The organism is Pseudomonas sp. SED1, from assembly GCF_034044025.1.
GTDB lineage: Bacteria > Pseudomonadota > Gammaproteobacteria > Pseudomonadales > Pseudomonadaceae > Aquipseudomonas.
This window is the reverse complement of sequence record NZ_JAXCIS010000190.1, coordinates 1-23,114: the sequence shown is the minus strand read 5'-3', so window position 1 is coordinate 23,114 and position 23,114 is coordinate 1. Positions and strand designations below refer to the sequence as shown.

Annotated in this window: 17 protein-coding genes; 10 read left to right on the top strand and 7 right to left on the bottom strand. The window is 61.0% G+C overall.

Annotated features, from left to right (window positions below; translation table 11 throughout):
* Positions 1–672: 672 nt before the first annotated feature.
* From SNL23_RS24675 to SNL23_RS24665, 3 genes are all read right to left on the bottom strand, one after another.
* On the bottom strand, positions 673–1,572 hold the full coding sequence (locus SNL23_RS24675; protein WP_318303889.1) for a hydroxymethylglutaryl-CoA lyase: 900 nt from the start codon (positions 1,570–1,572) through the stop codon (positions 673–675).
* Between the two features lie 12 nt (positions 1,573–1,584).
* A complete protein-coding gene (locus SNL23_RS24670) occupies positions 1,585–1,983 on the bottom strand; it encodes a MerR family transcriptional regulator (RefSeq protein ID WP_003211806.1) in 399 nt (132 codons plus the stop codon).
* 144 nt (positions 1,984–2,127) lie between these two features.
* The gene (locus tag SNL23_RS24665) at positions 2,128–3,057 is read right to left on the bottom strand and encodes a LysR family transcriptional regulator (RefSeq protein WP_076014198.1); all 930 of its coding nucleotides are present in this window, start codon (positions 3,055–3,057) and stop codon (positions 2,128–2,130) included.
* Between the two features lie 150 nt (positions 3,058–3,207).
* Between SNL23_RS24665 and SNL23_RS24660 the strand changes: the two genes are divergently transcribed.
* Positions 3,208–4,437, top strand: a complete 1,230-nt coding sequence (locus SNL23_RS24660; RefSeq protein WP_076014197.1) for an acyl-CoA dehydrogenase — start codon at positions 3,208–3,210, stop codon at positions 4,435–4,437.
* 114 nt (positions 4,438–4,551) lie between these two features.
* Here the strand turns inward: SNL23_RS24660 and SNL23_RS24655 are convergent, their stop codons facing one another.
* On the bottom strand, positions 4,552–5,892 hold the full coding sequence (locus SNL23_RS24655) for a phosphate ABC transporter substrate-binding/OmpA family protein (RefSeq protein ID WP_318303887.1): 1,341 nt from the start codon (positions 5,890–5,892) through the stop codon (positions 4,552–4,554).
* A gap of 97 nt (positions 5,893–5,989) precedes the next feature.
* Entirely contained in the window at positions 5,990–6,802 is an 813-nt protein-coding gene (gene xthA / locus SNL23_RS24650; protein WP_318303885.1) for an exodeoxyribonuclease III, read from the bottom strand.
* 202 nt (positions 6,803–7,004) lie between these two features.
* Here xthA and SNL23_RS24645 point away from each other — a divergent pair, with 202 nt between their 5' ends.
* From SNL23_RS24645 to SNL23_RS24615, 7 genes are all read left to right on the top strand, one after another.
* Positions 7,005–7,655, top strand: coding sequence for a GNAT family N-acetyltransferase (locus SNL23_RS24645; protein ID WP_076014194.1), 651 nt, complete (start codon positions 7,005–7,007; stop codon positions 7,653–7,655).
* 64 nt (positions 7,656–7,719) lie between these two features.
* Positions 7,720–9,447: an autotransporter assembly complex protein TamA gene (locus SNL23_RS24640; protein ID WP_318303884.1), complete on the top strand. Its 1,728-nt coding sequence runs from the start codon at positions 7,720–7,722 to the stop codon at positions 9,445–9,447.
* Positions 9,447–13,118 carry a translocation/assembly module TamB domain-containing protein gene (locus SNL23_RS24635; protein ID WP_318303883.1) on the top strand — a complete coding sequence of 1,224 codons (3,672 nt, stop codon included), beginning with the start codon at positions 9,447–9,449 and terminating at the stop codon, positions 13,116–13,118. Before SNL23_RS24640 ends, SNL23_RS24635 begins: the two co-directional genes overlap by 1 nt.
* A 145-nt stretch (positions 13,119–13,263) precedes the next feature.
* Complete coding sequence (locus SNL23_RS24630; protein WP_063028678.1) at positions 13,264–13,737, top strand: MarR family winged helix-turn-helix transcriptional regulator; 474 nt, start codon at positions 13,264–13,266, stop codon at positions 13,735–13,737.
* Complete coding sequence (locus SNL23_RS24625) at positions 13,734–15,197, top strand: efflux transporter outer membrane subunit (RefSeq protein WP_318303882.1); 1,464 nt, start codon at positions 13,734–13,736, stop codon at positions 15,195–15,197. Before SNL23_RS24630 ends, SNL23_RS24625 begins: the two co-directional genes overlap by 4 nt.
* A gap of 15 nt (positions 15,198–15,212) precedes the next feature.
* A complete protein-coding gene (locus tag SNL23_RS24620) occupies positions 15,213–16,430 on the top strand; it encodes an HlyD family secretion protein (RefSeq protein ID WP_076014190.1) in 1,218 nt (405 codons plus the stop codon).
* A 64-nt stretch (positions 16,431–16,494) separates the two neighbouring features.
* Complete coding sequence (locus SNL23_RS24615) at positions 16,495–18,027, top strand: DHA2 family efflux MFS transporter permease subunit (protein WP_010166975.1); 1,533 nt, start codon at positions 16,495–16,497, stop codon at positions 18,025–18,027.
* A gap of 128 nt (positions 18,028–18,155) precedes the next feature.
* Here the strand turns inward: SNL23_RS24615 and lpxH are convergent, their stop codons facing one another.
* The gene (lpxH, locus tag SNL23_RS24610; RefSeq protein ID WP_318303880.1) at positions 18,156–18,905 is read right to left on the bottom strand and encodes a UDP-2,3-diacylglucosamine diphosphatase; all 750 of its coding nucleotides are present in this window, start codon (positions 18,903–18,905) and stop codon (positions 18,156–18,158) included.
* Positions 18,902–19,405, bottom strand: a complete 504-nt coding sequence (locus SNL23_RS24605) for a peptidylprolyl isomerase (protein ID WP_076014188.1) — start codon at positions 19,403–19,405, stop codon at positions 18,902–18,904. The genes lpxH and SNL23_RS24605 overlap by 4 nt, the downstream gene beginning before the upstream one ends.
* Before the next feature lie 246 nt (positions 19,406–19,651).
* On the opposite strand from SNL23_RS24605, the gene SNL23_RS24600 reads away from it, so the two are divergent.
* Both SNL23_RS24600 and cysS read left to right on the top strand, forming a co-directional pair.
* On the top strand, positions 19,652–21,352 hold the full coding sequence (locus tag SNL23_RS24600; RefSeq protein ID WP_318303879.1) for a glutamine--tRNA ligase/YqeY domain fusion protein: 1,701 nt from the start codon (positions 19,652–19,654) through the stop codon (positions 21,350–21,352).
* A gap of 15 nt (positions 21,353–21,367) precedes the next feature.
* Entirely contained in the window at positions 21,368–22,756 is a 1,389-nt protein-coding gene (cysS, locus tag SNL23_RS24595; protein ID WP_318303878.1) for a cysteine--tRNA ligase, read from the top strand.
* Positions 22,757–23,114: the final 358 nt, after the last annotated feature.

Here is a 23,114-nt window from a genome sequence, read left to right as displayed (position 1 = left end):
GGCGAGGTGCCGAGTGGTGGGGCAAGAGCGTTTTGCTTACTTTTGCGCTTTTCAAAAGTGAGCCGCTGTAAGAGCGGAACCATAGGAGGCCATCACCCAAACAACGGATATACACACAAATCACCCTACCCGAGAAAGCACAAAGGGGACCCGAAGGTCCCCTTTAATTTGTCGTTGCGTGCTCTTTTTTTATTATTGAGGGGCGGTCTGTTGTTGTTTTTGGCAACCGTGGCCCTTTACCGCTGTTTTTGTCGACCCCCATCCGGGGTCAAGAGCAAACGTATTTTTTTGAGCGCTGATCTGCTTCTTCGCACGCGATCCAACCAGTGGGTAGCTACCTGAAGGTAGTTTTGTTCTTCTCTATCCGGTTGCGGGTTTCGGCATCTGCCGTACCCTGCGAAGCACATCTTCTCCAAAAAAATCTGTTAGCTGCGTCTCTGCCGTGTTGTTTTTGTTATGTCAGAGTCGTTACGTCTTATTTTTATTAGGTTTGGTGCTTTTTATTCTTGTTATGCAATAGAGATAGCAGAAGCCGTGCCAACTTTATAAAGTCCTTTAAAATCAATGGTTTGATTTTTAAGTGGGAAATTTCCTTCAGGAAATGCGACAAGATATGTTCCCGTGTTACCCGATGTGTAGCCGCGAGGTAACACATCGTCACAGGCGCGCTACTCAACCGGCGCTACGAGCCTTCGCCACACGCGAACCCGTGGGGCGGCCGAGCACCGTACAAATCTGCTGACCCGCCAGAATCAGCTTGTCCATGTCGATACCCGTCTCGATGCCCAGGCCATGGAGCAGGTACAGCACATCCTCCGTGGCAACGTTACCGCTGGCACCCTTGGCATAGGGGCAGCCGCCGAGGCCCGCAATAGAGCTGTCGAACACCTGGATGCCTTCCTCAAGACTGGCGTAGATATTGGCGATGGCCTGGCCATAGGTGTCATGGAAGTGACCGGCCAGCTTGTCCCGTGGCACCTGCGCGCCGACCACCTCGAACATCCGCCGCGTGGCGCCTGCAGTGCCCGTGCCGATCGTATCGCCCAGGGACACCTCATAGCAGCCCATGGCAAACAGCTCGCGAGCGACTACCGCGACGTGTTCCGGTGCGACCTGACCTTCATAGGGGCAACCCAACACACACGACACATAACCCCGCACACTCACGCCATGCTGCCTGGCCGCGTCCATGATCGGCACGAAGCGCTCCAGGCTTTCGCTGATGGAGCAGTTGATATTGCGCTGGGAAAACGCCTCGGACGCCGCCGCAAACACCGCGATTTCCTTCACGCCCGCCGCCAGTGCATCTTCAAAACCCCGCAGGTTCGGCGCCAGTGCGCCATAGGTCACCCCGGCCTTGCGCTGGATCTGCGCAAACACCTCGGCCGACCCGGCCATCTGCGGCACCCACTTGGGCGACACAAAGCTGCCGACTTCGATGTAACCCAGGCCGGCGGCGCTCAGGGCGTCCACCAATTGCACTTTGTCGGCGACGCTGATGGGTTGCGCTTCATTCTGCAGGCCGTCGCGCGGACCGACTTCCACCAGGCGCACATGAGAGGGAAGGGACATGGCAGCTACCTTTTATGAATGGCCAACTTGGCCCTGAATGGTCTGTTCCAGCGCCTGGGTGCAACGCTCTTCGGCGGTGTCCAGCTCCAGCTTCATCTGTTCGATGTCCAGCAACTGTTGCTCCAGCTGCTCGCGGCGCTCGGCGATTTTCGCCAGCATGCTGTGCAGCTGTTTCTGGTTACCGCTGGTGGGGTCGTAGAGTTCGATCAGCTCCCGGCACTCGGCCAGGGAGAAACCGATGCGCTTGCCCCGCAGGATCAACTTCAGGCTGACCTTGTCCCGGGGCGAGTAAATGCGCTCCTGGCCCCGGCGTTCCGGGGACAGCAGGCCTTGTTCTTCATAGAAGCGAATGGCGCGGGTGGTGATGTCGAGCTCGCGGGCGAGGTCGGAGATGCTGTAGGTCGTACTCATGGGGGCGCTCAAGGAGTGTCTTGAGCGTTAAGCTAATGGCTGGTTGACGTTAACGTCAAGTGCATTGCCACTGCAACGTTAACGATAACGTGGGCTGTCTGGTTCATCGCGGCGCTCTCGGGTTTTTCGCGAGCAAGCTCGCTCCTACAGTTTGTCCAGCTTCTTCTCATGGGCCGTGACTTGCTGGCATAACTCGATCATTTGTTCGCGCATCCAGCGGTTGGCCGGGTCCTGGTCGGTGCTTTCGTGCCAGTACAGATGGGTTTCCACCATGGGCACATCATTTACCGGCAGGTTGAACCAGTGCAGTTCATGGCGCCGGGCAAACCGCTCCGGTACGGTCATCACCATGTCGGTCTGCTGCAACACTTGCGAGGCCATCAAGTAATGTTGGGAACGCAGAGCGATCTTGCGCTGCAGGCCCATCTTGCCCAGTGCCAGGTCAACGTGGCCCAGGCCGTTGCGTCGGCTGGAGATATGAATGTGGGTCAGCGACAGGTAGTCATCCAGGGTGAGCTTGTCCTTGCCCGCCATCGGATGCCCCTTGCGCATGGCACACACGTAGCGGTCTTCCATCAGCTTCACATGGCGTACTTGCGGGTCGGTATTGAGCGGCGCATCCACCGCAAAGTCCAGACGACCGGCGGCCAGTTCCTTGGTGGTTTCCCGGCGTTTGGACAGAAAGCTCTCGATCACCACCGTCGGCGCCAGGCGGCGCAGGCGCTGGAACAGTGCGGGCAAGATCACCGCTTCGGTGAGGTCGGTCATGCTGATGCGGTAGGTCTTGGCGGCCTGTTGCGGATTGAAAATCCGGCTTTCCTGCACGGACACCCGCAGCAACGACAGCGCATTACGCACCGGGCCGATGATGTTCTGGGCCATGGGCGTGGGCACCATACCCTGGGCGGTACGCACGAACAGCGGGTCGTTGAACGTCTCCCGCAGGCGGGCCAGAGCGTTCGACACCGCCGGCTGGGTAATCCCCACAATCTGCCCGGCACGGGTCAGGTTGGCTTCGGTGTAGATCGCGTCAAAGACGATGAAGAGGTTCAGATCGACCTTGCTCAGATTCATTTCGCTGCGCTCTTATTGTTAGGTGTCCATACGCCGATCATATATCGGTGATGAATGTTAATACACGCCGAGAATAGGCTAGGTAAATTATCAACGCTGTTCTAGCATCGATTCATGACCTCAACAACCTCCATTGAGAAGGTGCTGCCCATGGATTTCGCCTATTCGCCCAAGGTTCAGGAACTGCGTGAACGCGTCACCGCGTTCATGGACGCCTACGTTTACCCGGCCGAGCCTGTATTCGAGCGCCAGGTTGCCGAAGGTGACCGTTGGCAGCCCACCGCGATCATGGAGGAGTTGAAAGCCAAGGCTAAAGCCGAAGGCCTGTGGAACCTGTTCCTGCCGGAATCCGAACTGGGCGCCGGCCTGACCAACCTGGAATATGCACCCCTGGCGGAAATCATGGGCCGCTCCTTGCTGGGGCCGGAGCCGTTCAACTGCTCGGCGCCGGATACCGGCAACATGGAAGTGCTGGTGCGCTACGCCAACGAAGAACAGAAACAGCGCTGGCTGGAGCCGTTGCTGCGCGGCGAGATCCGCTCGGCATTCGCCATGACCGAGCCGGACGTGGCGTCCTCCGACGCCACCAACATGGCGGCCCGTGCGGTACGTGACGGCGACGAGTGGGTGATCAACGGTAAAAAATGGTGGACCTCCGGCGCCTGCGACCCGCGTTGCAAGATCCTGATCTTTATGGGCCTGAGCAACCCGGATGCGCCGCGCCACCAGCAGCACTCGATGATTCTGGTACCAGTAGATGCACCGGGTGTGAAAATCGTGCGCCCTCTGCCGGTGTTCGGCTACGACGACGCGCCCCATGGCCACGCCGAAGTACTCTTCGAAAACGTCCGTGTGCCGTACGAAAACGTCCTGCTGGGCGAAGGCCGGGGCTTTGAAATCGCGCAAGGACGCCTTGGTCCGGGCCGTATCCACCACTGCATGCGCTCCGTCGGCATGGCCGAGCGCGCGCTGGAGTTGATGTGCAAACGCGCCGTCAGCCGTACCGCTTTCGGCAAACCGCTGGCTCGCCTGGGTGGCAATATCGACAAGATCGCCGACTCGCGGATGGAAATCGACATGGCGCGCCTGCTGACATTGAAAGCCGCCTACATGATGGACACCGTTGGCAACAAGGTCGCGAAAAGCGAAATCGCTCAGATCAAGGTGGTGGCGCCGAACGTGGCGTTGAAGGTGATCGACCGCGCCATCCAGATCCACGGTGGCGCTGGCGTCTCCAACGACTTCCCGCTGGCCTACATGTACGCCATGCAGCGCACCCTGCGCCTGGCCGACGGCCCGGACGAAGTGCACCGCGCGGCGATCGGCAAGTTCGAGATCGGCAAGTACGTGCCCCGCGAAATGATGCGCAGCGGCCAGTAAAACCGAGGTGTCTTCATCGCAGGCAAGCCGGCTCCCACAGGAGAATGCAGTCAACTGTGGGAGCCGGGCTTGCCCGCGATGAGGCCAGTCCGGGCAATAAAGATCTTTAAGTCCTCAATACACCCAAACCTCCACCCGCCGATTCTTGATCCTTCCCTCATCCGCCGTATTCGCCGCCACCGGCATCTCCGCGCCAAACCCGCGTATGTCCCTCAGCACCACGCCGCTCTTGACCAACTCCCGCCGCACCGCCATCGCCCGCAATTTCGACAACAGCGCCGCCCGTTGCGCATCACTCTTGGCATCCCCAAACCCCACCAGCGTCACCTGCTTGTCCAGCTTGCCGTGGCGCTTTATATAAGCCACCACCCGCATCAAGTCCTGGCGCGCCTTGTTGTCGAGGCTGGCGCTGCCTTCCTCAAACCGGAAATTCACGGTCAGCCGCTGCGCCTGCCGGGCAATCGCCTGGTAATCCTCGGGCATCGGCGCCCGCGGTTCCACGGTCATGGCTTGCACCTGCTGCGCGATAAAGCCATTGGCGGCCACGATCGCCTGGCCCTTGCTGCTTTGCGCAAAGTCCACCAAGGCCTTGGCCCAGGGATTGTGCTCAATCGGCGGCAAATAGAAAAACAACCGGCGTGACAGCGGGTAATCCTCGGTGGCAATCAGGCTGTTCAACGGCAGCATGGGCTGTGAGTCGCCATCGACAATGGCCACTGCCTTGGCCTGGCGCACATAAGGCAAACCAATAAAACCGATACCCTGCGGGTCATGGCTGACGGCATCCGACAACGCCTCGCTGGACTCGAACCGCTTGGCGCTGGCATCCAGTGCTTTGCCGCGACGGCTGAGCACCAGCTCCTTGAAGGTATCGTAGGTGCCGGACTGATCATCCCGCGCGTACAGGTGAATCTGGCCGCCGATGCCGCCAATTTGCTCCCAGGTCGAAACCTCGCCGCTGAAAATCTGCGCCAATTGCTCGGTGTTCAACCTACCCAACGGGTTGCGCGGGTTGAGGATGATCGCCAGGCCATCAATGGCGATGACTTGTTCAGCATCCGGGCTCTTCAGGTCGCCTAGGGATTCCAGGTCCACCAGTTCACTGTCCTTGATCGGCCGGGAAGACGCCGCAAGATCGGCGCTGGCTTTTTTCAGTGCGCCAAACCCGGTGCTGGAGCCATGGGCGGCCACTTCCACCGTCACCCGCTGGCCCTGGCGAGTCTTGCCGATGATGTGCTGTTCGTTGGCCTGCTCAGATGGCTCGCTGTGCACCGCTTGCAACCCCTGTTGCTCCATCAGTCCCTTGACCAGTGCCGGGCCAAGCGCCGCGCCGATAGTGTTGGAACCCTGGATGCGCAAGGCCGGGCCATGTTCGGGGAAGGGCAGTGGGGTGGAAAAAGCGGCGAGGGGAAATGCGCTGAGCAGTGCCAGCAGGGATAGAACGCGCAGCATCATGCCGGCACCTTCTCAAACCAAAGGGAGTGCCGCGAGATTAAGTCAGGCAGGTTGCATAAATGTGACGAGGGCCGGTTTCCCGACCCTCTGTGCTGAATCAGCTCAATTCCAGCCAGATCGGCGCATGATCGGAGGGTTTCTCCATGCCGCGCAGGTCGTAATCCACACCGGCATCCTTCACCCGGGGCAGCAGCCCTTGGGAGGCCATGATTACGTCGATCCGCAGCCCGCGTTTTGGCTCGTCTTCAAAACCGCGGCTGCGGTAATCGAACCAGCTGAAGCGGTCCGCCACGTCCGGGTTGAGGTGGCGGAAGCTGTCCACCAGGCCCCAGTTCTTCAGGCGTGCCATCCATTCGCGTTCTTCCGGCAGGAAGCTGCACTTGCCGGTCTTCAGCCAGCGCTTGGCGTTATCGGCACCGATGCCGATGTCGCAATCTTCCGGTGAGATATTCACATCGCCCATCACGACCACGGCCTGGTCATTGCTGAACTGCGACTCCAGCAAGGTTTGCAGGTCCTCATAGAAGCGCTGCTTGGCCGGGAATTTGGTCGGGTGGTCGCGACTTTCGCCCTGTGGGAAATAGCCGTTCATGATGGTAATCGGGTTGCCGTTGGCATCGGCGAAGGTGCCCCAGATAAAGCGGCGCTGGGCGTCTTCTTCGTCACTGGCGAAGCCTTTATGCAGCGCCTGCGGTTCCCGGCGCGAGAGCAGGGCGACACCGTAGTGGCCTTTCTGCCCGTGGTAATAAACGTGATAACCCAGGGCCTGCACCTCGGCCAGCGGGAACTGGTCGTCGTGGACCTTGGTTTCCTGCAAACCGATCACGTCCGGCTGATGTTTCTCGATCAGTGCCGCCAGCTGATGAGGGCGGGCGCGCAGCCCGTTGATATTGAAAGACACGATTTTCATGGTCGGCGGTCCAGTCTGGCAAAAGGGCGATGCTAGCCGACAAGTCGGACGGGGGCCAGCCTTGTAGCCGCTGCCGAGGCACGAGGCTGCGTTGGGCTGCGAAGCGGCCCCCGGTGGCTACACTGAACGAAACAGTGCCGCAGACGTTCGTAATAACAAGAGCGCAACCTTTTGAGTCAGCGCCCAGGGGAGATTCACTGTTATGCCTGACACCTCGACTGCCATCGCCCAGATCCACATGCTCGACAGCGGCTATTCCCGCGAAGCCCGTTCGCTGTTGTACCAGGCCTATCGCCATGAGCCGACGTTCGCCTACATCTTCGAAGCTGAACGTCCCGGCTACGAACAGCGGGTGCGCGCCACGGTGCGTGAACTGGTCAAGCAACACTTCTTCCAGAAACTGCCGGCCATTGGCCTGTTGGTCAACGACCGACTGATCGGCATCGCCCTGATCGCGCCACCGACACGCCGCCTGGGCATCACCGAAAGCTGGGCCTGGCAGTTACGTATGTGGCTGAGCACCGGTGTGCGCGGCACCCGGCGCTACCTGGAATACCATCAGGCAGTGCTGGCGTGCCTGCCCTCGGATTCGGTGCATGTGCTGCCGTTGCTGGGGATTCACCCGCAATTCCAGGGCAAACACTACGGTGAGCAATTGCTGGAAGCGGTGCACAACTGGTGCGCCGAAGACCCGCATTCATCCGGCGTGGTACTGGACACGGGGAATTCTCGCTATCTGGAGTTCTATAAGCGTCAGGGCTACGAAGAGATTGGCGAGGTGGCTGTAGGACCTGTTCTGGAGCACGTGTTCTTTCACGCAAATCCGCAAGTGTTACAGGCTGCAACCCTTTAGGTCAGAATTATTCAGACAAATCAGGGTTCTAAGACGCTCCCTAGCTCGTGTAGCATCCCGGCCTATGAAGTTTCCAGGAAGATTTACCAGCGGCTTGATTCTGCTGTTCACGAGCTGCGGCGCCTTGGCGCAAAGCGAATTGGATGTGCGCATCAAGCCTTCAAACGACGCGTTGAAAGCCAACATCGAAGGCTATATCGGCGGGGTCGGCGATCGTGACGAAGAAGCCCTGCTGCGCTTCAGCCGTGGCGCTGAGGAGCAGGCCCGCAAGGCCGCCCAGGCGCTGGGTTTCTACCAACCGCAGATCGCCAGCGATGTGCAGGGCGGCAAGAACCCGCGCCTGATCCTCACCATCGATCCCGGCGAACCGGTGCATTTGCGCAATGTGACGATTCGGGTCGATGGCCAGGCCGCCGACCTCAAAGCCTTTCGCGTGCCCGCCAGCGACCAACTCAAATCCGGCGCCGTGCTCAACCACGGCAACTACGAAGACGCCAAGCGTGTCATCCAGAACCAGGCGTCACGCTTCGGCTTTTTCAGCGGGCGCTTTACCAGCCAGAAACTCTCGGTCGACCCCAAGGCGGGTGTGGCCGATATCGAACTTATCTATGACAGTGGCCCACGCTACACCTTGGGCAAGGTCAGCTTTGCCGGCGACACGCCGTTTGATGAAGACCTGCTGCAACGCATGGTGCCGTTCAAGAGCGGCGCGCCTTACGACTCCGAACTGATCGCCGAACTCAACCAGAACCTGCAATCCAGCGGTTTTTTCGAGGGCGTGCGCGTGGACGCTGCCCCGGCAGCCTCGGCCAATGACGTGATCCCGGTGGCCGTGCAACTGGAAACCCGCAAGCCCCGCACCATGGGCCTCGGCCTTGGTTACTCGACGGACGTCGGCCCGCGGGGCAAGGCCAACTGGACGCGCCACTGGGTCAACCCCCAGGGCCACAGTTATGGCTGGGAAGCCGAACTGTCGGCGCCGCGGCAGAACGTCGGGCTGTGGTACGACATTCCCATGGACCCGCCGCTCACCGACAAACTGCGTTTCGCCGGCGGCTACCAGAATGAAGAAATCGCCAACACCGACACCCTGAGTAAATTGCTGACCCTCGGCCCCGAGTGGCACAGCAAGTTGCCCAGCGGCTGGACGCGGGTGATCTCGCTCAAATGGCAGCGCGAAGAATATCGCCTGGGCAACGACTCGGGCCTGAGTACGCTGCTGATGCCGGGCATCAGTTATTCCTACCTGCGCAGCGACAACCGCATCGACCCGCACAACGGCTATCGCCTGCTGTTCGACGCCAAGGTCGCCAAGGAAGGCCTGGGCTCCGACACCAACCTGCTTTACGGCACGGCGACGATTAAGGGGCTGACCACCCTGTGGGATAACCATCGTTTCCTGGCCCGGGCGCAGTTTGGCGGCAGCGCCACCAACGGCTACAAATCCGTGCCGCCGTCGTTGCGCTTTTTTGCCGGTGGCGACCAGAGCGTACGGGGTTACGAGTACCAGACCCTGTCTCCGGAAAACGATCGCGGCGACCGCATCGGCGGCCGCTACATGGTGGCCCTGAGCGCCGAGTACCAATATTCCATCGCCGAAAAATGGCGGATCGCGACCTTTATCGACCAAGGCAACTCGTTCAACACCCTGGAAATGCCGAACCTGAAAACCGGCGTGGGTGTTGGCGTGCGCTGGGTGTCGCCGGTCGGCCCGATCCGCCTCGACCTGGCCCATGCCCTCGAAGATCCGGGCGGCATTCGTTTGCACTTTTCCATGGGGCCTGAGCTGTGATGCGTGGTTTGAAAATAGCGGGGCTGGCCATTCTGGCGGTCCTCGCGGTGATACTGCTGGCGCTGTGGACGGTGCTGGGTACCCAAGTCGGCAGCCGTTGGGTGCTGGGCCAGGTGCCGGGTTTGACCGTGGAGAATTTCCAGGGTCGCCTGGGCGGCCAGTGGAGTGCCGACCATCTGTTGTGGCAGCAAGACAGCAGCCGCGTGGAGCTGCAGGCGCCTAAGTTCGACTGGTCGCCGGCCTGTTTGATGCGCATGACCTTGTGCATCAACCAACTGGATGTAGAGCAGGTGAGCCTGCAATTTCCACCCAGCACCGAAGAAAGCAGCGGGCCGATTACCCTGCCGGACTTGAAACTGCCGGTCGCCCTTCAGTTGGGCGACATTCGTGTCGGCAGCCTGCTCTTCAATGGCAGCGAAGAACTCCAGGGCCTGCAACTGGCGGCGCACTGGACCGCCGCCGGGATGCAGATCGACTCGGTGCACCTGCAACGGGACGGCCTGGTACTCGACCTGTCCGGCCTGCTGCAACCCACCGGCAACTGGCCGTTGGCCGCCAGCGGCAACCTGAGCCTGCCTTACGCGCCGGGCGGTGTGCCCTGGACGCTGGCGCTCAAGGTCGATGGTGATTTGCTCAAGACCCTCAAGCTCGATGCCGACAGCAGCGGCTATCTGCCCGCCAAGCTCAGCGGCGAGTTGCAACCCCTGGTGGAAAACCTGCCGGCGCAACTGCACATCACCGCCGACGGCTTTAAACCCAGCGCCGATTTGCCCGATACCCTGCAACTCAATCAGTTGGACCTGACGGCCAAGGGCGACCTGAGCAACGGTTACCAGCTGCTCGGCAAAGCCGTCCTGCCAGCGGAAAAAGGCTCGGTGGACCTGCTGCTGCAAGGCAAGGTCGACGCCAAGGGCGCGCAGATCGTCGGGCTGGACCTGAATGCCGGCGACAAGCAAAGCCTCAAGCTCAGTGCCAATCTGGACTGGCAGCAAGGCTTCAGCGCCGACGCGAAAATCGACTGGCTGGATTTTCCGTGGCATCGCCTGTACCCGGTGATCGACGAACCCCAAGTCGCCTTGCGTACCTTCAATGGCGAAGTCTCCTACAAGGACGGCAACTACCTGGGCAACTTCAAGGCCGATCTCGACGGCCCTGCGGGCAAGTTCAGCCTGACCAGCCCGTTCAGCGGCGACCTCAAGCAAGTGTTCCTCCCCGAGTTGAAACTCGCCGCCGGTCAGGGCAAGGCCGAAGGCCACCTGAACCTGCAGTTTGCCGATGGCATCGCCTGGGACACTGCGCTGGACCTGTCGGCCATCAACCCGGCGTACTGGGTCGCGGAACTGCCGGGTACTCTGGCCGGCCCGCTGCGCAGCAAGGGTGAAATGAAGAACGAGCAACTCAAGCTCAGTGCAGACCTCAACCTCAAGGGCCGTTTGCGCGGCCAACCCGCGGTGCTCCAGGCCAAGGCCGAAGGCGCAGGCGAGCAGTGGACCCTCGGCGCCCTCGACATCCGCCTCGGCGACAACCGCGTCTACGGCAGCGGCAGCCTGCAACAACGGCTGGCCGGGCAGATCGACATCAAACTGACGCGCCTCGCCCAACTCTGGCCGCAACTGCGCGGGCAGATGAACGGCCGCCTCGACGTCGCGGGCACTCTGCAGGCGCCCCAAGGCAAGCTCAACCTGGTGGGTCAACAACTGGCGTTTGAGGACAACCGCCTGCAAAACCTGACCCTGGACGCGAACCTTGATAACGCCCAGCGCGCCAAAATCGACTTGAAGGGCAGTGGTATCCAGGCCGGTGAAACCCAGCTCGGCACCTTGACCGCCAGCGCCCAGGGCGATATCAAAAGCCAGAAAGTCCAGCTCGACCTGGCCGGCCCGCTACTCAAGCTGGCCCTGGCTCTGGACGGCAATCTCGACAAAGGCAACTGGCGCGGGCGCCTGGCCAGCGGTGATGTGCAAGCCGGTGGCCAGGACTGGAAGTTGCAAGCCCCGGCGAAAATCGAGCGCCTGGCCGATGGCAGGCTGACCTTTGCAGCCCATTGCTGGGTCTCCGGCCCGGCGAGCCTGTGCGGCGAAGACCAGCGCTTGATGCCCGAGCCGAAGCTGCGTTACCACCTCAAGCAGTTCCCCATCGACAGCCTGGCCCAGTGGTTGCCCAAGGATTTCGCCTGGCAGGGCAAGCTCAATGCCGACGTGCAGCTTGACCTGCCGGCCAGCGGCCCTAAAGGCGTGGTCTCGGTGGATGCCAGCGGCGGCACCCTGCGGGTCAAGGACAAGGACCAGTGGCTGGACTTTCCGTACGACACGCTGAAGCTGGAAACCACCCTCAACCCCACGCGTATCGACACCCAGCTCAACTTCCGTGGCGGCAAGCTCGGCGAGTTGCTGTTGCAGGCGCAGATCAATCCGCTGCCGAAGAACAAACCGGTCACCGGCAATTTCACCCTGACCGGCCTCGACCTCGCCGTCGCCCGGCCCTTTGTACCCATGGTCGAGAAACTCAATGGCAAGCTCAACGGTAGCGGGCGAATCGGCGGCAGCCTGCTGTCGCCCCAGGTCAATGGCAGCGTCAACCTGGTCGGCGGCGAAATCTCCGGCCCGGAACTGCCCACCAGCTTCGAAGGCCTGAATATCCAGGCATTGATTGCCGGCGAAAGCGTGCAGCTCAATGGCGGCTGGCGCAGTGGCAAGGCCGGGCAGGGCACCATCAAGGGCCAGATCGATTGGGGCCAGGCCCTGGCGGTGGACATCGCCCTGCAAGGCACGCAACTGCCGGTCACCGTGGAGCCGTACGCCGACCTGGAAGTGGCACCCGACCTGAAAATCAGCATGAAAAACGACAAGCTGGCGATCTCCGGCAAGGTGCAGATCCCCAAGGGCGAGATCACCGTGCGCGAACTGCCGCCATCGACGGTCAAGGTCTCGGATGACACGGTGATCGTCGGCAGCCAGACCGAGGAGGGCAAGCCGCCGATGGCCATGGCGATGGACATCGACGTCGAAGTGGGCAAGGACAAACTGAGCTTTGCCGGGTTTGGCCTCACCGCCAACCTGCAAGGCCACGTACACATCGGCGACAACATGGACACCCGTGGCGAACTGTGGCTCAACGACGGCCGCTACCGTGCCTACGGCCAGCGGCTCACGGTGCGCCGTGCGCGGCTGCTGTTCGCCGGGCCGATTGACCAGCCCTACCTCGACATCGAAGCCATCCGCCAGACGGATGACGTAACCGCCGGGATTCGCCTGAGCGGCAGCGCCGAGCAGCCCACCACGCAGATCTTCTCGGAACCGGCGATGAGCCAGGAGCAGGCGTTGTCGTACCTGGTACTGGGTCGACCGCTGAGCACCACGGGCGAAGACAACAACATGCTGGCCCAGGCAGCGCTGGGGCTGGGGTTGATGGGCAGTGCCGGAGTGACATCGGACATTGCCAAGAACCTGGGCATCCAGGATTTTGAACTGGACACCCAGGGCAGTGGCAACAACACCGCCGTGGTCGCCAGCGGCAAGATCTCCGAGAAGCTCAGCCTGCGTTATGGCGTCGGGGTTTTCGAACCGGCCAACACCATTGCCTTGCGCTACCTGCTGAGCAAGAAGGTGTACCTGGAGGTGGCCAGCGGCGTCGCCAGCTCCCTGGATATTTTCTACAAGCGCGATTTCTGATCCGTACACGTTAATGGTGGGAGCCCGGCTCCCACCTTTTATCCGCTAATTACCAAGCAACCTAACTATTCGTTTGACATTCGCTGCCTAGGCAGTAACATCGTGTCACACATTCACTGCTTAGGCAGTTAATAGGCTGGTCACGATGAAGCACTTCACCCCCGAAAACTTTCACAACTGCCACCTCGGCTTGCTGCTGGGCCGGGCTGCGCTGCTCAAAGACAAGATCATCGACACCCATATGGAACCCCACGGCATCACGGCCGCGCAGTTCAAGGTGTTGATCATCATGGCCCAGTACGGCGTCGACACCCCGGCCGAACTGTGCCGCAACCTGTCCCTGGACAGCGGCTCCATGACCCGCATGCTCGACCGCCTGGAACAAAAGGACCTGCTGGCGCGCAAGCGCTCCGAACAGGACCGGCGCCAGGTGCAGTTGGTGCTGACCGCGGAAGGCCAACGCGTGGCGGACATGTTGCCGCACATCGGCGCCCAGGCCTTGAACCAACTGGCAGGTGCGCTGGAACCGGGTGAACTGCAAACCCTGGAAAAAATCTTGAAGAAAATTCTTATAGCTGCGGGTGACCCCATCACCATTCAGCGGGTAGGTGGTGCATGAACAATCGCTCCTTGCGTGCCGGCCTCAGCCTTGTGCTGGTGGCCATGACTATGGCCGGTTGTGCCAATTTCAGCGGCTTGAACACAGAAGGCAAACGCCTCGAAGCCAATAACCTGCAAACCGGCAAGTCTCTCAGTGGCGTGACCCTGTCCGCCGCCGCCTGGCCCACCGCCGATTGGTGGAAAGGCCTTGGCGACCCACAGCTCGATGGCCTGATCCAGGAAGCCCTGCAAAACAGCCCCGACATGCAAGTGGCCAGCGCCCGCGCCCACCAGGCCGAAGCTGCGGCTTATGCCGCCAATGCGGCGCGCATGCCGACCCTGGATGCCAGCGCCGGTGTCAGCCGTTCGCGCCTGGCCAAGGACCAGGACCCGCGGGGCGAGGGCGATGCCTACGCCACCGTGCGCAACATCGGTGCCAGCTTCAATTACAACTTCGACCTGTGGGGTGGCCAGCGCGCCGCCTGGGAAGCCGCGCTGGGCCAGGCCCGCGCCGCCGAAGTCGATCAACAGGCCGCGCGCCTGACCCTGGCGGCCAACGTCGCCAAGGCCTACAGCGACCTGGGCCAAGCGCATATCGTGCGCGACCTGGCCAACGATGACCTCAAGCGCACGCGGCAAATGCTCGACTTGGGCCAGCGTCGCCTGAACTCCGGGATCGACAGCCAGTATCAGTACCAGCAAACCGAGAGCCTGGAAGCCAGCTCCCAGTCGCAACTGATCGATGCGGAAAAACAACTGCAGAGCGCCAAGATCGCCCTCGCCGTGTTGCTCGGCAAAGGCCCTGATCGCGGCGGCGAACTGGTGCGCCCCAACGTGCTCAAGCCCAGCGCCGTTGCCGTGCCTTCGGTGCTGCCTGCCGAGCTGGTGGGCCGTCGTCCGGACCTGATCGCCGCACGCTGGCGTGTTGAAGCGGCGAGCAAAGATATCGCGGCCAGCAAGACCCGTTTCTACCCCAACCTCAACCTGAGCGCGAGCGCTGGGGCCGAGTCGTTGCTGGGAGATGCGATGTTTGGTTCGGCCAGCCGTTTCTTCAGCATTGCGCCGACCATCTCGCTGCCGATCTTCGACGGTGGCCGCCTGCGTGCCGACCTCGATGCCCGCGACGCCGACTACGACCTGGCCGTGGCCCAGTACAACAAAACCCTGGTGCAAGCCTTGGGCGATATCGGCAACACCCTCGTGCAATTACGCGAGACCGGCCGGCAGATCCAGGCCCAGCAACACGCCGCTGACATTGCCCAGCAGTCCTACGACACCGGGGTCCAGCGGTACAGCTCAGGTATCGGTAATTACCTGGACGTGCTCAGCATCGAACAGCAATTACTCCAGGCCCAACGCCAGTTGGCCACCCTGAATGCCGAGCAAATCGATCTTTCGATTCAATTGATGCAGGCCCTGGGCGGCGGTTTTCACGCCGATAGCGTGGCCTCGACCACCCCAGCCACGCGCACTGAATAATTCAAGGTACTTGTCATGGCCACTGCCGAAACCAGCAACAACGCTCCTGAAACAAAAAAGCCTGAACAACCGTCCACCAGCAACCCGCGCAAACGCAAAATCATGCTGTTTGTCCTGGCGCTGATCGTCATCCTCGGCGCCGTGGGCGTGTGGGGTTGGTACGAACTGTATGGCCGCTTCAGCGAAAGCACCGACGACGCCTACGTCAACGGCAACGTGGTGGAAATCACCCCGCTGGTGACCGGCACCGTGGTGAGCATTGGTGCCGACGATGGCGACTTGGTCCATGAAGGCCAGGTGCTGATCAACTTCGACCCCAACGATGCCGCCGTCGGCCTGCAAAGTGCCCAGGCCAACCTGGCCCGCACCGTGCGCCAGGTGCGTGGCTTGTACAGCAACGTCGATGGCATGAAGGCCCAGGTGCTGGCGCAGAAAGCCAACGTGCAAAAGGCCCAGGACAACTTCGCCCGTCGGAAAAACCTGGCGGCCGGCGGGGCGATTTCCCAAGAGGAACTGTCCCACGCTCGTGATGACCTGACCTCGGCACAAAACGCCCTGGCCAACGTTGAGCAGCAGTTCAAGACCACCAGCGCGCTGGTGGACGACACCGTGATTTCGTCCCACCCGGACGTGCAAGCCGCCGCCGCGCAGTTGCGCCAGGCCTATCTGACCAACGCCCGCAGCACCCTGATTGCACCGGTGACCGGCTATGTGGCCAAACGTACCGTGCAACTGGGCCAGCGAGTTCAGCCGGGCACTGCACTGATGGCCGTGATCCCGCTGGATCAACTGTGGATCGACGCCAACTTCAAGGAAACCCAACTGCGGGATATGCGTATCGGCCAGCCGGTGGATATCGAATCTGACATCTACGGCAGCGACGTGAAATTCAGCGGCACCGTGGACAGCCTCGGCGCGGGCACCGGCAGTGCGTTTGCCTTGCTGCCGGCGCAGAACGCTACCGGTAACTGGATCAAGATCGTGCAACGGGTACCGGTGCGTATCCATGTGAACGCCGATGAGCTGGCCAAGCACCCGCTGCGCGTGGGCCTGTCCACCGTGGTCAACGTCGACCTGCACGACCAGAGCGGCCCGGTATTGGCCCAGCAGGCGCCGCAAAAGGCCTCGTTCACTACCAACGTGTACGACCGCCAGTTGGCCGAAGCCGACGCCATGATCACCCAACTGATCCATGACAACAGCGTTGCCGCTCCCAAGGCTGCCCAGCGCTGATTCGCCAATCCATCAGCTACGGCCCCGGCGGCCGTAGCGCCAATCATGTTGCACAGGATTCGCGATGAGTAACGCTAACGCCTCCTTCACGCCGCCCAGCTTGCTGATGGCCACCATCGGCCTGTCCCTGGCGACCTTTATGCAGGTGCTCGACACCACCATCGCCAACGTGGCGTTGCCGACGATTTCCGGCAACCTCGGTGTGAGTTCGGAGCAGGGCACCTGGGTAATCACCTCGTTTGCGGTGAGCAACGCCATCGCGCTGCCGCTGACCGGCTGGTTGAGCCGTCGCTTCGGCGAGGTGAAGCTGTTTCTGTGGGCCACCATCCTGTTTGTGCTGGCCTCGTTTCTCTGCGGCATCTCCACCTCGATGCCCGAGCTGATCGGCTTTCGGGTATTGCAAGGCCTGGTCGCCGGCCCGCTGTACCCGATGACCCAGACGCTACTCATCGCGGTCTATCCCCCCGCAAGGCGAGGCATGGCCCTGGCGTTGCTGGCGATGGTCACGGTGGTGGCGCCGATTGCCGGGCCGATCCTCGGCGGCTGGATTACCGACAGCTACAGCTGGCCGTGGATCTTCTTTATCAACGTCCCCATCGGCATCTTTGCGGTGATGGTAGTGCGTTCGCAGCTGAAGAAACGCCCGGTGGTCACCAGCTACCAGCCGATGGACTACGTCGGTTTGCTGAGCCTGATCGTCGGCGTCGGCGCCTTGCAGATCATCCTCGACAAGGGCAACGACCTGGACTGGTTCGAGTCGAACTTCATCATCATTGGCGCGGTAATCTCGGCGATTGCCCTGGCGGTGTTCGTGATCTGGGAAATGACCGACGAGCACCCGGTGGTCAACCTGCGGCTGTTTGCCTACCGCAACTTCCGCATTGGCACGATTGTGTTGGTGTTGGGGTATGCCGGCTTCTTCGGGATCAACCTGATCCTGCCGCAATGGTTGCAAACCCAGATGGGCTACACCGCCACCTGGGCGGGCCTGGCGGTGGCGCCGATCGGGATTCTGCCGGTATTGATGTCGCCGTTTGTGGGCAAGTATGCGCACAAGTTCGACCTGCGCTTGCTGGCTGGCCTGGCGTTCCTGGCGATTGGCTTGAGTTGCTTCATGCGGGCTGGCTTCACCAATGAAGTCGACTTCACGCACATCGCCCTGGTGCAGTTGTTCATGGGTATCGGCGTGGCGTTGTTCTTCATGCCGACCTTGAGCATCCTGATGTCCGACCTGCCACCGGCGCAAATCGCCGACGGCGCGGGCCTGGCGACCTTCCTGCGGACCCTGGGCGGCAGCTTTGCAGCCTCGTTGACCACCTGGATCTGGATTCGCCGGGCGGACCAGCATCATGCCTACATGAGCGAAAACATGACCACCTACGACTCGGCCACCCGGGACGCCTTGCAGGCGCTCGGTGGGGCAGGGCACAAGGCGTATGCGCAGCTTGATCAGATACTGACGAGCCAGGCGTACATGATGTCCACCGTGGATTACTTCACGTTGCTGGGGTGGATGTTCATGGCGTTGATCGTGATTGTGTGGCTGGCGAAACCGCCGTTTGCGGCGAAGGCCGGGCCGGAGGCTTCGGGCCACTGATGTTGCTTATGATCGTTCCCACGCTCCGCGTGGGAATGCCGCTTTGGACGCTCTGCGTCCGCTTGTGAAGGTCGTGACGCAGAGCGTCACAGGATGCGTTCCCACGCAGAGCGTGGGAACGATCTGGGTCAAGCGCCGGGCAGTGCCAACTGTGGGTTGACGAAGTCAAACGCCGCCAGTTGGAACCCTTGCTCATCCACCTGCAACGCCCACCCTTGCTTGTCCCAATCCCCCAGCACAATGCGCTTGGCCGCCTGCTCGCCAATCTGCAGCTTGTGAATCGCCGGGCGGTGGGTGTGGCCATGTACCAACGTACGCACGCCAAACGCCTGCATCACCCTCGGCACTTCCTCAGGCGTCACATCGACAATATCGTTGGCCTTCATTCGCACCTGGGCGCTGCTTTCACTGCGCAGCTTACGTGCGAGTTTGTGCCGCGTGCGCAAAGGCAGGTGGCGCAGGATGAACAGCGTGATGGGGTTGCGCAGGATGCGCCGCAGCTTCATATAGCCAAGGTCGCGGGTACACAGGCTGTCGCCGTGCATCAATAGCACGGGCTCGCCTGCGAGCTGCACCACACTCGGGTCCTTGAGCAAGGTTGCGCCTGCGGCTTTGCAGAACGCCTTGCCGATCAGGAAATCCCGATTGCCATGCATGATGAAAACCTGGGTGCCGCTGTCGCTCAGCTCGCGCAGAGCCTCGCAAATCGAGCGCTGGAAGGGCGTCATCCCATCGTCGCCAATCCAGGCTTCGAAGAAGTCCCCCAGAATGTACAACGCCTGGGCGGAACGGGCGCGGCCGTTCAGTAAATCCAGAAACGCCCGGGTTATGTCCGGGCGCTCCTCTTCCAGATGCAAATCTGAAATCAGCAATATCACTCAACGATCTCGGCTTTCTCGACGATAACGTCTTCTACCGGTACGTCCTGGTGACCTGCCTTGCCGGTGGTTTGCACACCTTTGATCTTGTCGACAACGTCGGTGCCGGCGGTGACTTTACCGAATACCGCGTAACCCCAGCCCTGCACGTTCTTGCCACTGTGGTTCAGGAAGGCGTTGTCGGCAACGTTGATGAAGAACTGCGCGGAGGCCGAATGCGGCTCCATGGTACGGGCCATGGCGACGGTGTACTTGTCGTTGGAAAGGCCGTTGTCCGCTTCGTTCTGGATGCTGGGACGCTTGTCTTTCTTTTCTTTCATGCCAGGCTCGAAACCGCCGCCCTGGACCATGAAGTTGCCGATGACACGGTGGAAAACAGTGTTTTCGTAGTGGCCGGCTTTAACGTACTCGATGAAGTTGGCGACGGTGATCGGCGCTTTCTCGGCGTTCAGCTCGATGACGATGTCACCGTGGTTGGTGGTCAGTTTGACTTGAGTCATGTTCACTACTCTTTCAAGGAATTCGTGGGTTTGGGCGTTTTGCGCCTTACCTGCTTGGCAAAAACGGCAGCCAAGGCGCGCAGTTTAGCGTGACCTGCGGGAATTTCGAGGTGGTTTTTTACCGCCCGTGCAATAAATGCAGCAGTTTTTGGCCACGCTCTGTCAGGGCCTTGACAGCATCGGCTATGATAAGCCCTTTGTTTGTCGGCCTCACCCGGCCAAGTACTTCGTCTGTTCAAGGATCCTATGAGCAAGCCCACTGTCGACCCTACCTCGAATTCCAAGGCCGGACCTGCCGTCCCGGTCAATTTCCTGCGCCCGATCATCCAGGCGGACCTGGATTCGGGCAAGCACACGCAGATCGTCACCCGCTTCCCGCCTGAGCCCAACGGTTACCTGCACATCGGCCACGCCAAGTCGATCTGTGTGAACTTCGGCCTGGCCCAGGAGTTCGGTGGCGTCACGCACCTGCGTTTCGACGACACCAACCCGGCCAAGGAAGACCAGGAATACATCGACGCCATCGAAAGCGACATCAAGTGGCTGGGCTTCGAATGGTCCGGTGAAGTGCGCTATGCCTCCAAGTACTTCGACCAGCTGTTCGACTGGGCGGTGGAATTGATCAAGGCCGGCAAGGCCTACGTCGACGACCTGAGCCCGGAACAAGCCAAGGAATACCGTGGCACCCTGACCGAGCCGGGCAAGAACAGCCCGTTCCGTGACCGTTCGGTAGAAGAGAACCTGGACTGGTTCGCCCGCATGAAAGCCGGCGAATTCAAGGACGGCGAGCGCGTACTGCGGGCCAAGATCGACATGGCCTCGCCGAACATGAACCTGCGCGACCCGATCATGTACCGCATCCGCCACGCCCACCACCACCAGACCGGTGACAAGTGGTGCATCTACCCGAACTACGACTTCACCCACGGTCAGTCGGACGCTATCGAAGGCATCACCCACTCCATCTGCACCCTGGAGTTCGAGAGCCACCGCCCGCTGTACGAATGGTTCCTCGACAGCCTGCCGGTACCGGCGCACCCGCGTCAGTACGAATTCAGCCGCCTGAACCTGAACTACACCATCACCAGCAAGCGCAAGCTCAAGCAACTGGTTGATGAAAAGCACGTATTCGGCTGGGACGACCCGCGCATGTCGACGCTGTCGGGCTTCCGCCGTCGCGGCTACACCCCGGCGTCGATCCGCAATTTCTGCGACATGGTCGGCACCAACCGTTCCGACGGCGTGGTGGATTTCGGCATGCTCGAATTCAGCATCCGTCAGGACCTCGACGCGAACGCACCGCGCGCCATGTGCGTGCTGCGTCCGTTGAAAGTCGTGATCACCAACTACCCGCAAGACCAGGTCGAAAACCTCGAACTGCCGCGTCATCCGCAGAAAGAAGAACTCGGCGTGCGCAAGCTGCCGTTCGCCCGTGAAATCTACATCGACCGTGATGACTTCATGGAAGAGCCGCCAAAAGGCTACAAGCGCCTGGAGCCGAACGGCGAAGTGCGCCTGCGCGGCAGCTACGTGATCCGTGCCGACGAAGCGATCAAGGACGCCGATGGCAACATCGTCGAACTGCGTTGCTCCTACGACCCGCAAACCCTGGGCAAGAACCCGGAAGGCCGCAAGGTCAAAGGTGTCGTGCACTGGGTGCCGGCCGCGGCCAGCATCGAATGTGAAGTGCGCCTGTACGATCGCCTGTTCCGCTCGCCTAACCCCGAGAAGGCTGAAGACAGCGCCAGTTTCCTGGACAACATCAACCCTGACTCGCTGCAAGTTCTCACTGGTTGTCGTGCCGAGCCATCGCTTGGCGACGCACAGCCGGAAGACCGTTTCCAGTTCGAGCGCGAAGGTTACTTCTGCGCGGATATCAAGGACTCGAAACCCGGTGCTCCGGTATTCAACCGTACCGTGACCTTGCGTGATTCGTGGGGCCAGTGATCTAAGGGATTCATCGTGCTAACGATCTACAACACACTCAGCAAAACCAAAGAAGTCTTCAAGCCGCTGGATGGCAACAAGGTGCGCATGTACGTGTGCGGCATGACCGTGTACGACTACTGCCACATCGGCCACGGCCGCAGCATGGTTGCCTTCGACCTGGTGACCCGCTGGTTGCGTTTCAGCGGTTATGACCTGACGTATGTGCGCAACATCACCGACATCGACGACAAGATCATCAATCGCGCCAACGAAAACGGCGAGTCGTTCGACGCGCTGACCGAGCGCATGATTGCTGCGATGCACGAGGACGAGGCGCGCCTCAACATCCTTAAACCGGACATGGAACCGCGCGCCACGGACCATATCCCGGGCATGCACGCGATGATCCAGACCCTGATCGACAAGGGTTACGCCTACGCCCCGGGCAACGGCGACGTGTACTACCGCGTCGCCAAGTTCATGGGCTACGGCAAGCTGTCGCGCAAGAAAATCGAAGACCTGCGCATTGGTGCGCGGATCGAAGTCGACGAAGCCAAGCAAGACCCGCTGGACTTCGTCCTGTGGAAAGGCACCAAGCCCGGCGAGCCGAGCTGGGAGTCGCCATGGGGCGCCGGGCGTCCGGGCTGGCACATCGAATGCTCGGTGATGTCCACCTGCTGCCTGGGCGAGACCTTCGACATTCATGGCGGCGGCAGCGACCTCGAGTTCCCGCACCACGAAAACGAAATCGCCCAAAGCGAAGCGGCCACCGGCAAGACCTACGCCAACGCCTGGATGCACTGCGGCATGATTCGCATCAATGGCGAGAAGATGTCCAAGTCCTTGAACAACTTCTTCACCATTCGCGACGTGCTGGAAAAGTACCACCCGGAAGTGGTGCGCTACCTGTTGGTATCGAGCCACTACCGCAGCGCGATCAACTACTCGGAAGACAACCTCAAGGATGCCAAAGGCGCCCTGGAGCGTTTCTACCACGCGCTGAAAAGCCTGCCCTCCGTGGCACCTGCGGGCGGCGAAGCGTTCGTTGCGCGGTTTACCGAAGTGATGAACGACGACTTCGGCACACCGGAAGCCTGCGCGGTGCTGTTTGAAATGGTGCGTGAGATCAACCGCCTGCGCGAGAGCGATCTCAACGCAGCGGCGGGGCTTGCCGCACGTTTGAAAGAGCTGGCGAGCGTGCTGGGCGTACTGCAGATGGAAGCCGATGACTTCCTGCAGGCAGGCGCTGAAGGGCGTGTGGATGCCGCTGAAGTTGATGCGCTGATTCAGGCACGTTTGACTGCCCGAGCCAACAAAGACTGGGCGGAGTCTGACCGTATCCGTGACCAACTGACCGCGATGGGTGTGGTGTTGGAAGACGGGAAGGGTGGGACGACGTGGCGGTTGGCTGATCAGGCTTGATGGGTGAATGCTGAATGAAAACGCCCCGATTGGTTCGGGGCGTTTTTTTTGGTGCATAACTTACAACGAGTCGCTGACCGGACCCCTGTGCGCAGACATAGTTGACACATTCAAGTGCAGGCAAAGCCTGCTCGAGTTCAAAAACAAAGCTGCTCCCCTGTAGGAGCGAGCTTGCTCGCGAAAAACCTGAGAACGCCGCGTTCATCCAGAATGCCAACGTCATCGTTAACGACCTTCGCGAGCAAGCCCGCTCCCACATGTGGACCGTGCCCGCTTCTGATCTTGCTGTTGCTGTTGCTCCACCACACTCAAGCCGGCCGGTAGGCCGCTGTGCTCTTGCTCTTGCTTTTGATCTTGA

Bases quoted from the DNA above. Each gene is read 5' to 3' on its own strand.
- SNL23_RS24615 (WP_010166975.1), top strand. From the start codon at position 16,495: ATGAGTAACGCTAACGCCTCCTTCACGCCGCCCAGCTTGCTGATGGCC.
- xthA (WP_318303885.1), bottom strand. From the start codon at position 6,802: ATGAAAATCGTGTCTTTCAATATCAACGGGCTGCGCGCCCGCCCTCAT.
- SNL23_RS24630 (WP_063028678.1), top strand. From the start codon at position 13,264: ATGAAGCACTTCACCCCCGAAAACTTTCACAACTGCCACCTCGGCTTG.
- SNL23_RS24605 (WP_076014188.1), bottom strand. From the start codon at position 19,405: ATGACTCAAGTCAAACTGACCACCAACCACGGTGACATCGTCATCGAG.
- SNL23_RS24645 (WP_076014194.1), top strand. From the start codon at position 7,005: ATGCCTGACACCTCGACTGCCATCGCCCAGATCCACATGCTCGACAGC.
- SNL23_RS24655 (WP_318303887.1), bottom strand. From the start codon at position 5,892: ATGATGCTGCGCGTTCTATCCCTGCTGGCACTGCTCAGCGCATTTCCC.
- SNL23_RS24625 (WP_318303882.1), top strand. From the start codon at position 13,734: ATGAACAATCGCTCCTTGCGTGCCGGCCTCAGCCTTGTGCTGGTGGCC.
- SNL23_RS24640 (WP_318303884.1), top strand. From the start codon at position 7,720: ATGAAGTTTCCAGGAAGATTTACCAGCGGCTTGATTCTGCTGTTCACG.
- SNL23_RS24600 (WP_318303879.1), top strand. From the start codon at position 19,652: ATGAGCAAGCCCACTGTCGACCCTACCTCGAATTCCAAGGCCGGACCT.
- SNL23_RS24660 (WP_076014197.1), top strand. From the start codon at position 3,208: ATGGATTTCGCCTATTCGCCCAAGGTTCAGGAACTGCGTGAACGCGTC.
- SNL23_RS24620 (WP_076014190.1), top strand. From the start codon at position 15,213: ATGGCCACTGCCGAAACCAGCAACAACGCTCCTGAAACAAAAAAGCCT.
- SNL23_RS24675 (WP_318303889.1), bottom strand. From the start codon at position 1,572: ATGTCCCTTCCCTCTCATGTGCGCCTGGTGGAAGTCGGTCCGCGCGAC.
- SNL23_RS24635 (WP_318303883.1), top strand. From the start codon at position 9,447: ATGCGTGGTTTGAAAATAGCGGGGCTGGCCATTCTGGCGGTCCTCGCG.
- SNL23_RS24670 (WP_003211806.1), bottom strand. From the start codon at position 1,983: ATGAGTACGACCTACAGCATCTCCGACCTCGCCCGCGAGCTCGACATC.
- SNL23_RS24665 (WP_076014198.1), bottom strand. From the start codon at position 3,057: ATGAATCTGAGCAAGGTCGATCTGAACCTCTTCATCGTCTTTGACGCG.